The organism is Paraburkholderia flagellata (genome assembly GCF_021390645.1).
Lineage (GTDB): Bacteria > Pseudomonadota > Gammaproteobacteria > Burkholderiales > Burkholderiaceae > Paraburkholderia > Paraburkholderia flagellata.
Genome location: NZ_JAJEJT010000002.1, coordinates 1001954 through 1014177, shown reverse-complemented (window position 1 = coordinate 1014177; position 12224 = coordinate 1001954). Strand labels below are relative to the sequence as shown.

Sequence of the window (12224 nt, the reverse complement as noted above, 5' to 3'; positions counted from 1 at the left end):
GTCATAGAGCAGGATCCACCTTGGTATCGGCGTCGCAATGCATCGCATACAACAGACCGAGCGGGTTGCCCTCGTCACGGAATTCACGGCGCAGCTTCAAAAATGCTGTGCCAAGGGGCTCGCCCTTGAGAAACAGACCAAAGAACCGCTGTGCCCACAACATAGCAAATAAGGCCGGCGTTTTGCATTCCGTGCCGATAACACCTCGCGCACCCTTGCTCATGAAGTAAGGTGCAAACCCAGCGTAGAACATTGGCGACATCTCGGCTGATTCACAGGCATTGATGAACACGAGCGGACTGCCGGCCAATTGCACGTCGGCCGGCGCACGCAGCGTCAGTTCGTCCAGTGTCACGACGCTGTTAGTCAGCGCAAGCCTTGATCCGCCCGGGCCGCCTGGATCCGTTAGACCGTTTGACCCAGCGTGACCGTAGAAGTAGATAATCTGATCCGTGTTGTTAACATCGTTGAGCGCTGCCACCAGCTCTTCCGTGGTCGCCCTCCCGATTACCTTTATCCGTTCTGTCGAGCACCAGGCGGCGCGTTGCGTCTTGACGAAGTTGCAACTCATATCGGTGTCGATGTCATCGTTCAGATTGATGCTGACCGCGAGCGCGGGGTCGGCGCGAATACGGCGATCCGTCACTCTCATGGGATTTTGCAGCGGAATCTGTTCGATCACATGACGCATGCCGAGGAAGTTGTCCCAGTCCAGCTTGGTGCCATCGGACAGATCACCCATGTAAAGCAGGCCCCATGGTATGGGAAGGCTTTCCGCGATGATCTGCACCTTGAGGCGAGATGTACGGTCGCCGGCCAGACGGCGCAACACATCGCCGATGGCTTTTGAATCAAGGCCGGATGCGGGACCGTAAAATAGCTTCTGCATCAACAAAGCACCCGCGAAAGACATTGTCTTTAGCGCAAGCGCCGTTGCGTCCCTCGATATCGGCTCATCGGACTGAAACACGTAGTTGCCGGCCGCATCACGCTGCATGACTACTTGCATCAGCTGACTGCGGGCAACCCGAATGGCATCGTCGAGATACGCGGGCGTGATCGGCAGGTGCGCACTGGCAGCCACCGCACCCCAGACCGTGCAATCGTATCCGCCGTCTCCTGGCTTGATCAGTAGTCCGATATCTCTCGATTCCAACAGTCCTGCGCTGCTGAACGCCCGCCCGCATGATGGCATTTCAGCGGGTTGTTCGTGCCTCTGCTTGCCTATGTCAAAGCGCAGTTCCATCTGCTGGATGAAGTTACCTTCCTTGAGGATTGTCGCCGTGATCTTGCATGGACCCTCCTTGAGCGGCGATATGTCAAAGCGCGCTTTGGTATGCGACTTCCCCACGCGTGGAACGCGCAGCTGGCTGATTCGGCCAGACACGTCGAAGTCCTTGGTATCTATCTGAACCGTCAGCACGACCTCATTGATATCCGGCGCAAACACGCCTTCTTCTGCGAAAACTGTCGCCTGAGCGGTTGCATTGCGAATCGTGTCGACATCGAACGCCAATGTGTACCACTTATCCTTAACGAGCGCCTCGGGAGGGTCGACTCCCTCAAAGTCCGCGTTGATCCAGCGCTCGGCGGAAGGAGCGTGCGGCGCCTCCGCGCTGCCCTCGCCTTCGATGCCCAATATCCGGACGCCGCGATCCCGTGTGTCCGGCCCGAGGTTTGTCAATGTTACCGTTCGATCCACTTCGCGCCTTACGGTGCCGCTATCCAGCAGCATCGGCTTGCGCTTCGGGGTCGACGCCGCTGAGTCTCTCGTTGCGGGCACTGCGGCCGTGAGCTTCATCGTGAGGACAGCGCTCCAGAACGCGTGCGCTACTTCCGGATGCGCGATATCGCTGTGTGCGCCCGCGGGTCCGTTGCCGTTCCTGATTACGTCACTAGCGTCGAGGTTGTAAATGCAGCCATGTTCGAACGCATAAATGAAGTCGCTGGCCTGCATAACCAGATCCTGCACGCCCAAACTCCCGCGTATGCCAAACGCACCTATCCCTCCGTATTCGGGATACGTTTCGCCCAGCAATCGTTGGCCTTTCAGGCGTGCGCCGAGAGGATAAAAGGTGCCGACAGCCGAGTCGTGCGTAGAAAAGGTGGTGAGGAGCGGCCCGCGAAGCCGGCCGTCGCGCAGGATGTGCTGAAAATAGCCGCACTTTCCAGGCGCATAGGGGATGTCCGTGGCATACGACCACAGCGAAAGCGCGCCCTGCACGAGAAACATCGAATCGACCGGGCGCTTCAGCGGCAAGCGTTGGGTGCCGTCGGGACCCGCGACCATCGCGGAGATGACGATGCAGCCGAAGCTATGGCCCATCAAATGGACTGCCGCCTCGGGCGCGGAAGTCTGGAGGTCACAGAGCAACGCGTGCGCCCCCCCCTCGCCGAACGCGCGCGCGCGATCTTTCATCTTCCAGAACGACAGCTGCCGCAGCGGTGCAAGGACCGCGTCCTTGACTGATTCGGCAATGCCCCCCATGCCCAGGACCCCTTGAGCCGAAGCCCCGTGATCGCCTTGTCCTTGGGCCTGCTCCATGATGAAATTCACGTCGAACGCCTCCTGGTCCGAACCCGGACGGCCAAGGAGACTCCCGACCCGCAATTGCGATTCATGGAAGAGTGCGGCATAAGCGTCGACGATCTCGGGCGTCAGAACGGCCGAGCGCGCGGCTTTCGCGTAGCTGAAAATCGCCCCAATCGCCTGCCTCGCCCTCGCCGTGTTCGCGAAGTGCGAAGCGGCGGCATCGATATCGGAGAGCTCGGCGCTGCCGTCGTCCTCCGCCATTGGCGCAAGGGTGCGTGCTGCCGAGTTACCCTCGACGCCCCACGGCAGACTGGGCCAGTGCAGGCCGATCACCAAGGGAGTAAAGCCTTGCTCGCGTTCGGACAACGTCCTGATGTCTTCCTTGCAGGAAAGCATCATCGCCGTCCAACGGTCGAACTGCATCTGTGCCCGCTCGTCGTCGCCCATCCAGCCGTGAGCCATGACAAAAACGTCGGTGATCGGCGCACTCCGGTCTTTCAACCGTTTGATCACGGCATCGCTGAGCATGCAATTGCCGTCTTCCGGGCGCTCTTTGCCGTTTTCGTCGAACGCAAACAGGAAGTAGTTGAGCTTCGTCCCCGCGATTTGACGTATTGGCATATCAGTCCCTCACGACCGCGATGGCGGACGCCCAGATTGGCAAACCACGTTGCGACAGTGAAATCCTTCGGCATGCTTCGCAATAGGCTTCGGGCAGTGTTTTTTTGTTGCGTATATATTCGGTATAAAACCGCCGGAAATACTCGACACACGCGTGATCGTTCACATCCCAGCGAAAGCCGATTACCGCTTTTGCTCCGGCGCGCATGGTTTCGATCGCAGTACGCAGCGACGAGCCGCTGCATGAGGAAAGTACGAACACGAGCCTTGACCCTCCCTGTCTGATCCATTCCGCGATCTCGCGAACCGATATGGCTATGCCTTGGCCGTTTTTGCCAGGAAGAATGAGAAATGTTCCACCGCCGTCGTCGAGCGTCACCGAATGGCCGGCAAAGTGGACGATATCGAAATTGCCGTTCGTCACTTGCGCTTCGAACTGGTCTCTTATCGTTTGCGCGCAGATACGGCTCGCCGCGCCGCCCAGCACTGTCGGCAACTCAAGGCCGCCGCCGCCTTCGGGAGTTGCGAACTGCTTCACCGCTTTCAGTTCTGCTGCCGTGTTCTCGAGCCGGCCCACATCCACTTGGATGCGATTGCCCGTTCTCTCGTGCACCGCGATCGCGTTTCCATCGAAGCTCGCGTTAATGAAAAGCATGCGCAGGGGTCTATCGGGCGGCCATGCTTCCGTCCCGGACGCGGGGTCTTCGTCCAGGGTGTCCTCAAAGCACATTCGGCGCGCCATCGGCACGCGAGTACACAAGTAATTGTCGATGTCCTCGGGGGGTTTAGCGAGTTCGAACGGCACACCGAAATGCTTCGTCGATTCGTTGCGCGGTACAAAAATCTCGAAGCGCAGATCCACGCTAGAGGAAGACTCGTTTTTCGTAGGCGCGCGCTGCCGTAGCAATGTGAGAATATGCGGCCCGATCGTGCCAGCAATGACCGACTTGAACACCGCATCACCAAGTTCTCGAACGGTGTCCTGCCAGCCCGGGCCGGCGGGTTTGAAGGCGTCGGTTCTATGCCCGAGTTCGTCCAGTAAATTCCGGCTCGCATACTGATGCGGCTCGCTTTTCACTTCGCGATAACCATCGTTGATGGAATAGCACGCGTCGTAGTGCCCCACCTTCACCGTGATTCGCCGGCGCGACGACGCAGATTTCACAGTCAACCATGACGCGGCCTTGGAGAACGCGCCGTTGAAGTCATCATGCCCAATCGAAAGGCTCGCGATGTTCAAGCGCCGCAACAGCCTTGCTTCGATGCCTTCAACGCCGTGGGCCCTAAGCACGATCACCGGAACATCCGGCTTATTGGCGGTTAGCCAGTCGAGCAGCGTGAGCCCTGCCGCACCGGTACCGGGCATCCCGCAGCGCGTCTCCTTGCGAACCATGATGTCGAGAATGATGAGCACCGGATTCTCCCCTTTTTCGATGGCGCCCAGTTTTTCCTCTGCCATTGCCACCGACACCCATCGCGTGGGAATTGCCTCAATGAAGCGATGCACATCCTGGTGCGCGCCTTCGCGGCGAACTAAATCTTCCCATGCGGCATTAATCAGCGCGGCATTGTCGTTGTCGTCGGTGATCAATACAACCTCGGCCCGTTCAATTACGGTATTCATGGCTGGACGCTCCGGGTGGCGACAGGAAGGGTTACGCGAAAGGCAACCCACGGCGGCGAAATAGCGCCTGGCTCCGCGTCGCCTGCCTGCGCCTTCAGCTTGCCGTCGTGGGCCTTGATCACGCGCCGCACAGCGCTCAGGCCAAGGCTGGCGTCACCGCGTGCGGCTTTATACGCACGCCACAGGGCATCCGGCCGCGGATTCGCTAGCAATGCGGCCGCGCTGCCCGCCGCGGCGGCGGAGTCCAAACTGTCTGCAATCGCCAGAATCAGGACTACCTTTGCATCATGCAATGACAGCGAGATCCAGACCCGTGCGCCCTCTTCCGCTGGAAGGATACGCATGAGATGCGCCACGATCGAGCGAACCACGAACGCGAGTCGCTCCGGGTCGCCGTCCACGAATAGCGGCGCCTTCGGTCCGGCATGCTCAATGTGTTCGCGGTCTCGCTTGGGCAGCCCTTCGATGACCGAGTCGATGCAATACGCGAAATTGAGGAGTTGCTTGTTCCTGACTGGCTCGCGCCGCACATTGAGATTTTCCGCGAGTCGCTCAAATGTGATATCAGCTTTGTTGATCTCGGCAATCAGCCGCCTGGAAAGGTCCTCCGAATCGGCCGGAGAAGGCGCGTCGCCATCCGCCGCACGACTGACCGAGGTCCAGAGCCGCGGCAACTGACGTGCGAGCGATGAAGCAAGCGCAAGCGGTGCGCGCGTCTGTTGCGCGACATCGCTAACGGTTTCGCGAAGGAAGCGCAGGTCAACAGTCCAGCGGTCGCCGTGCAAGTCAGTCAGGAACCACAAGGCGGCATCGAAGCTCTCGTCGAGCGGTATGTAGGTCGCGAGGACAGGACGTATTTCGCCATCGTCACCGACTATTTCAATGCGCCGCTTTTCTGTCCCGCTGAGACCCTTGAGCACGTCGGCGGTGCGCGGGTCGTCCGCAGACGCGTACATGCTGAAAAGCTCCCGCTGGGTGCCGCTCGCCGAGTTTTCCACCCTGCCAAGCAGCCGCTCGGCCACCGCGTTCACATTGAGAATCACGCCGTCCATGCCCACTGTAACCACACCCTGCTCCGTCTCCTTGAGCACGAGCTTGTTGATTTCAGCGAGCGTACGCTGCTTCAACCCCTCTTCGAGCGACGCAATCAAACGCTCAATAGCTTCCCGGTCCGGCCCATGGAAAGCATGCGCGACTTTCGATTCAATATTCAAAACCCAGCGAATGCGCCCGTTCAGATGCACCGGGATGGTCATCGCCGATCGCGCTGGCCTGCCCAAACCGAGATAGCCGAACTGCTCGACACCGTTCTTGCCGGTCTCATCGATATCATTGACGATGAGCGTCTGCTTCTCTTTCAGTGTGGCCGCGAGCATGCCTTTATCGATCGGCTGCACATAAGGCGCACCCATCGCAAGACCCTTTTTGCAGGGGTTGTGATGAAACAGCTCAAACTGCTCCTTGTGCCGGTCGACACGGAAGAGCGCAACAAAATCCCATTTAAAACTGGTGGCTATCCGATCCACGATCTCGCGCGCCACTACCGGCAGGACCGGCGCGCGCGCCAGTTCGCTGCGCAGGTGAGCCGCCAACGCTTCCCGTTCCGCGCGAATTTCATTTTCGATTCGGATCAGCACGGGCTCCAGATCCAGTTCCCGCAGCAAGTCGACGTGTGCCTGGCCAAGCCTCCCCATCTGCATGGACGAGAACGAAAGCGCCGAGGTCGGAATATCTCTCGCACCCATCGCAACCAGCGTCGCCGAAGAACGCATGCGTTTGCTGACATACATCTGTGCGACTTCGCTGTTGGCCAGATCCGGATAATCCTTCAAGAATTTATTGATATCCGGTACCGCGGTCCGCCCGCTCTTTAACCACGGCACAATGCCCGGCGGCAACCTCAACCATCGCTCGGTCCATTTCATGCGCTCCTCGTGCGGGAAAATCGCCAGAGCCCTGAATACGCTCACGTCGTCGTCATAGATGCCATAATTCGCGTGATCGAAGTCGAAGATCCTGCGCACGCATTCGACTATCAATTCAAGGCGCTGTTCCCAGCTCGGAATCCTGGAATCGTGCGCGATTTTGGCAATATCGTCGCGGACCCGTTCGAGCAGCGTCGACTGAATCACGACGAGCGCGCCAAGCGGACGGCGGTCGACTGTGAGGTCTGGCAACAGCAACAGCCGCACCTGCTCTCTTTTGTTCGTCCGATCGCACATTGAGACGTCCACTGAAACCCGGTTGAGCGTCTGCATACATTCCGCAAGCTTTTGCGCGATGCACTCACTGTTTTCGCCCTCAAAGAGCGCGCCGAGTGAACGACCTATCACGCCATGCGGCTGGAGCGGGAAGAGATTGAAGGATTCTGCATTGGCGAAGTGCACAATGCCGTCTGGCGACACGCGCATCACTGCATAAGGCGTGGAATCGAAGCGCTGGTTCTCGGCACGCCTAAACTGTTCCCCGTTTGTCACGTGGATGAGCCGCCAGCGGGTGTCTGGAAACTCCAGTGCGGTCTGGAGCATCACGGGTAGGCTTTCACCACGTGAATTTTCGCAGATGCCGGGGACCGCGGGATACGGGGCGACGTCGGCGAGCAGCAATCCCCGATCGACCCGGAAGGCTTCGACGATCGAAATGCCGCATATTCCCGGGAACATTGTTTGGAGTACTTCACTCGCCCGCAATACTTTGCCCTCGTGGTCGACAATCGCGTAAGGCAGCCCAGACGCCATTACTGTATCGACGAAGTCGGGTTTAGCAGACGAACGTCTGCGCTGGACGTGAGTCCTCATATCCATATTGGTCGACATACGCTCTCCGCTTGTCCTCACTATATCGAGATATAGAATGCTTTATCGACTCCAAAACAGGACGGATCGGAGCTATCTGGAAATAATGTATCGACTGTAGACAAGCTCCAAATCAATATTTTCGATGTATGCATCACCTCATGGCAAACGTCGTGAAGGCGGAAAAAATACTATCAAGCACTCCGCACAATCATAGCTATCTTCTGCCGGCATCTGGAATAAAGGATTACAGGCGAGGTAGCGCAGCAGGACATTCACTGTCGACTTTGACCGAATCTTTCTTGTTCTCTGTGAATCGAGCGGGCAAAAGGCCGAAGCGAGAATGCTGCTTTCCGCGCTATATAATGCTCGAGTGCCTGGGCGTGGAACTGGCATCCAACGGCATCGAGACCGGCGAATATATCGACGGGACCGTATTGAGAGACCATCTTCGCCGAACGCTTTCGGTCAAACCTCGCTACGGAACAAGGTCTCATCACGTGTCTGGATAAGACTGTGCGATATCGCACAGTTTATGGCAAGTGATCTCGACCTACGCCTAAAGATAGTTAACCAAATTAGTCAAACGTCCCTGTACGTCTGAAAATCCAATCTATTCGAAGTGAAAAAAGGTAGTTTCCAAACAAAAAGGCGGCAAAGCACAAATACTCGACCCGCACGATGCCGCCAACACTGAAGCCCATTCAGACCAAAGCGGCCAGCCAATGCGAGACCGCAATCGTCAGCGCCGCCGCCACAAGCGCACCATAAGGCGCGAGACTCAACCACCGGCTGCGCACCGGCACGCTCACTTCCATATCGAGCGCACTACCCGCCGGAAACCGCCCGCGATCTTGCCAGTAATGCCGGAAAGCGAACACCGGTACGATCAGCAGCATGGCGATGAGGCCATTGCGCAACGTCCCCTCGCCTTGCAGATTGGCGCCAGCGCCCACGAACACAAGGTTTGCGTACCCGCACAGCGCACCGAGCGCGAGCAGCCACGTCGGGCAACGATACGGACGCGCCCACGTGCCACGGTCCATGCGATGAATCCAGCCCGACTGCAAATTCAGGAAAACGAACAACATGTAGCAGACGTTCGAAATCGACAGCACGGTCATATAGTCCGACATCGCGAGCAGGACGAGATTGAAGCCGAGATCGGTCCACATCGCCGCCGTCGGCGCACCGTGCTCGTTCACCCGCGAGAGATAGCGCGGCAGCCAGCCGTCCAGCGAAGCCTGATAGAGCGTGCGCGACGATCCCATCATCGACGTCATCACGATCAGCAAAATCGAGAGCATGAGCATCACCACCACGGCGTTGCCCACCCAGGCGCCGCCGCCCACCATTGCGGCCATCGCGGTGCCCACGCCCGTGCCGTCGCCGATGCGCGGATCGAGCATCATCGCCGTGCCAAGCGTCCCTTGAAACGCGAGCGGAACGAGCGTCATCACGACGAGACAAAGCGCGCCCGACCAGAATATCGCCCTCGCCGTATCGCGCCGTGGGTCGCGAAACTCGCGCGTATAGCACACCGCCGTTTCGAAGCCGTACGATGCCCATCCCGCCATGAACATCGCGCCCAGCGCCATGACCACACCCTGGCCGTTCCATGTGCCGAAGACCGAAGCAGTGAGATTACCGTGCGAATCATGCCCGAGCGGCAGCAGCGGAAAGAGATGCTTTGCAGGCACGTCGCCCGTGATGAATGGCACGAGTCCGACGATCAAAAGCGGCGTCAGCGAAGCGATACCCAGAATCTTCTGCGTTTTCGCGGCCTTCGATGCGCCGCTATGCTGAAGCCGGAATGTGATGAGCAAGAACGCCGCCGCAATCAGGAACGTGGCGTTGATCCGCAGCGTGAGACCAGGCTTGATGAAGTCCAGGTTGGCGAGCGTCCAGTGCCACTGCATGATGGCCGCTTCGGGCGCAAACAGCGTGGCGAGCGCGTAGTTCGCGGCGAGTCCACAGCCAAGCGCGAGCATGGGCGACCATGCGAGCCAGTTGCACCACACGGAAACCGGCGCGATCATCTTGCTGTAACGGACCCAGCCGATTGCTCCGTACACCGAAGCACCGCCCGATTTATGGGGAAAGAGCCCTGAAATCTCGGCGTAAGTGGCGCTTTGCACGAGGCCCATCGTGATCGACGCGATCCAGATGGCCCAGGCCGGTTGGCCGATAGTCGCGCAAACGCCGCCAATCGTGAACAGCACGCCCGCGGGCACACCGCTCGTCACCCAGAACGCATCTTTCCATGTAAGGCCGCGTTGCAGCGCGTGGCCATGACTGCCTCGTGCGGCGCTCTCCTCCGCGCCGTGCGTTCCGATTCCTGCTTGCTCCATCTGCCTCCTCCTCTTTTGAACGCTAATCAACCAAAATTGCTGCGCAAATAGGGATGTACCGCAGGGATGTCCGCGGCTTTCACCGCGGACGAAGGCATGTCAATGCACGCCCAGCGAGGCGCGCACGGCAGGCAGGCCCGGCTTGCCGTCCAGCGTGGTCACGCCGGCGAGCCAGTTTTCGAGCACCTGCGGATTGCTGCGCAGCCAGTCGGCGGCGGCCTTGTTGGGGTCCTCCTTGTTGGCGATCGGCACCATCAAATGGTTCTCGATCGCGGTCGTGAACTGGAGGTTGGAGACGAACTTCGCCACGTTCGGGCAGCGCGCGGCATAGTCGGGCGGTTCGGCGGTCAGCACGCGCGCCGCGCCGTAGTCGGGCCCGAACACGGCGTCGCCGCCTGAGAGATAGTCGATCTTCATCTGAACATTCATGGGATGCGGCTCCCAGCCCAGGAAGACGATCCATTGCTTCTCGCGCACGGCGCGGTTCACCTGCACGAGCATTCCCGCCTCGCTCGATTCGACGAGCTTGAATTTGCCGAGGCCGTACTGGTTCGCGCCGATCATCTTCTGGATCAGCGCGTTGCCGTCGTTGCCGGGTTCGATGCCGTAAATGCGGCCTTGCAACTTGTCTGCGTATTTCGCAATGTCCTGGAACGATTTGAGGCCGCCCTGGTAGACGTAATCGGGAACGGCGAGCGTATATTTCGCGCCCGTGAGATTCGGCGTCGAAAGGACTTTGATCGAGCCAGACTTCGTGAACGGCTCGATGATCGGGTCCATGGTCGGCGACCAGTAACCGAGGAAGACGTCGATCTGCTTGCTCTTGAGCCCGGCGAACGTGATCGGCACCGAGGCGATCGTTTTCGTCGGCGCATAGCCAAGCGCCCCGAGGATCGTCGATGCGACGCCGGTGGTTGCCGCGATATCGGTCCAGCCCACGTCGGCGAAACGCACGTCCTTGCACGCGGCGGGATCGGCCGCGTAAGCGCTGGCGCAGAGGACTGCGGCGCACGCGAGCGCGCCTGTCTTAAGCAGGGGGAATCGGCACATCGTCATCTCCTCGAGGAATCGAACTGCGTCGCAGGGTCATGAAGTCTCATGACACATAGTTGTCCGGCAAAAAGCGGACTAACGTAGCAATTGCGACGAGCAATTGCGCAGAAGCGACAAGCGATTCCTGCGAAGCCCCCGGAGCAGCGCCTTTAAGTTAATTGAACGATCAATATACGAACTTCGGCAGCGTTCCTTTCATTTTTAAAATGTAAGACCTTGCATGCGCCGTGCGGCATCAGCCGCGCACACGGGGTGTCTGCCAGACAGGGGCACGCGCGAATTCGACGAACGATTTGAGGTAATCGACCACGGCATCGCCCTCCCGCGTGCCAAGAAAGATCTGTTTCGCAATGCCCTGTTTGCCGAGCTTCACGATCGCGAGCGGCATGCGGTCTGCGTATTCTTCCGCGAGCCATCGCGGCAACGCGGCCACGCCTCGATGGCTCGCGACCATCTGCAGCATGATGTCGGTCGTTTCGATCGTTTTGTGACGGCGCGGCGTGATGTTCGCGGGCCGCAGGAACTGGTTGTAAATATCGAGCCGGTCGGTATCCACGGGATACGTGATGAGCGTTTCGTCGATGAGCTGTTCGGGCTTCACGTAGCGCACGTTCGCGAGCCGATGGTCTTCCGCGACCACCAGCACCTGCTCGTAGTCGAATACCGGATCGAAGCGCAGTCCGGGCCGGATGAGCGGGTCGGGCGTGACCAGCACGTCGATGTCATAGCCGATCAACGCGCCGATGCCGCCAAACTGAAAACGCTGCTTCACGTCCACATCGACATCGGGCCAGCGCGCCAGATATGGCGACACCACCTTGAGCAGCCACTGATAGCACGGAGCGCATTCCATACCGATACGCAGCGTGCCGCGCTCCCCGGCCGCGTACTGCTTCATACGCTCTTCCGCGAGTTCGAACTGCGGCAGGAGCCGTTCGGCCAATGACAGCAGGTACTGGCCGGCCTGCGTAAGCCGCAGGCTGCGGCCTTCGCGGTCCCAGATCTGGGTGCCGAGTTGCTGCTCGATTTTCTTGACCGTATGGCTCAACGCCGATTGCGTGAGGAACAGCGACTCCGCGGCTGCGGTAAGCGAGCCCTGCCGGGCGACTTCGCGGACGATGACAAGATGAACACGTTCGAGCATGGAAAAGGGCCACCCCGCGCCAATGCGGCGACAGATGAATGAAACTAATGGATGGATGAAATAATGCCATTTTTCTTCATCGTCGGATACCTCTATGATCGGT

At 59.2% G+C, this 12224-nt stretch carries 6 protein-coding genes; all 6 read right to left on the bottom strand.

Annotation, left to right across the window (positions count from 1 at the left end; genetic code table 11):
• Position 1 precedes the first annotated feature (1 nt).
• Complete coding sequence (locus tag L0U83_RS18940; protein WP_233885450.1) at positions 2 to 3154, bottom strand: CHAT domain-containing protein; 3153 nt, start codon at positions 3152 to 3154, stop codon at positions 2 to 4.
• Position 3155: 1 nt separating this feature from the next.
• The gene (locus L0U83_RS18935; RefSeq protein ID WP_233885449.1) at positions 3156 to 4778 is read right to left on the bottom strand and encodes a CHAT domain-containing protein; all 1623 of its coding nucleotides are present in this window, start codon (positions 4776 to 4778) and stop codon (positions 3156 to 3158) included.
• The gene (locus L0U83_RS18930) at positions 4775 to 7594 is read right to left on the bottom strand and encodes a PAS domain-containing protein (protein WP_233885448.1); all 2820 of its coding nucleotides are present in this window, start codon (positions 7592 to 7594) and stop codon (positions 4775 to 4777) included. Before L0U83_RS18930 ends, L0U83_RS18935 begins: the two co-directional genes overlap by 4 nt.
• Before the next feature lie 683 nt (positions 7595 to 8277).
• A complete protein-coding gene (locus L0U83_RS18925; RefSeq protein ID WP_233885447.1) occupies positions 8278 to 9924 on the bottom strand; it encodes a trimethylamine N-oxide permease in 1647 nt (548 codons plus the stop codon).
• 99 nt (positions 9925 to 10023) lie between these two features.
• Positions 10024 to 10974, bottom strand: a complete 951-nt coding sequence (locus L0U83_RS18920) for a choline ABC transporter substrate-binding protein (protein WP_233885446.1) — start codon at positions 10972 to 10974, stop codon at positions 10024 to 10026.
• A 238-nt stretch (positions 10975 to 11212) separates the two neighbouring features.
• The gene (locus L0U83_RS18915) at positions 11213 to 12121 is read right to left on the bottom strand and encodes a LysR family transcriptional regulator (RefSeq protein ID WP_233885445.1); all 909 of its coding nucleotides are present in this window, start codon (positions 12119 to 12121) and stop codon (positions 11213 to 11215) included.
• Positions 12122 to 12224: the final 103 nt, after the last annotated feature.

Excerpts from the sequence above, each read along its gene's own strand:
- L0U83_RS18920 (WP_233885446.1), bottom strand. The coding sequence starts at position 10,974 with ATGTGCCGATTCCCCCTGCTTAAGACAGGCGCGCTCGCGTGCGCCGCA.
- L0U83_RS18935 (WP_233885449.1), bottom strand. The coding sequence starts at position 4,778 with ATGAATACCGTAATTGAACGGGCCGAGGTTGTATTGATCACCGACGAC.
- L0U83_RS18925 (WP_233885447.1), bottom strand. The coding sequence starts at position 9,924 with ATGGAGCAAGCAGGAATCGGAACGCACGGCGCGGAGGAGAGCGCCGCA.
- L0U83_RS18930 (WP_233885448.1), bottom strand. The coding sequence starts at position 7,594 with ATGTCGACCAATATGGATATGAGGACTCACGTCCAGCGCAGACGTTCG.
- L0U83_RS18915 (WP_233885445.1), bottom strand. The coding sequence starts at position 12,121 with ATGCTCGAACGTGTTCATCTTGTCATCGTCCGCGAAGTCGCCCGGCAG.
- L0U83_RS18940 (WP_233885450.1), bottom strand. The coding sequence starts at position 3,154 with ATGCCAATACGTCAAATCGCGGGGACGAAGCTCAACTACTTCCTGTTT.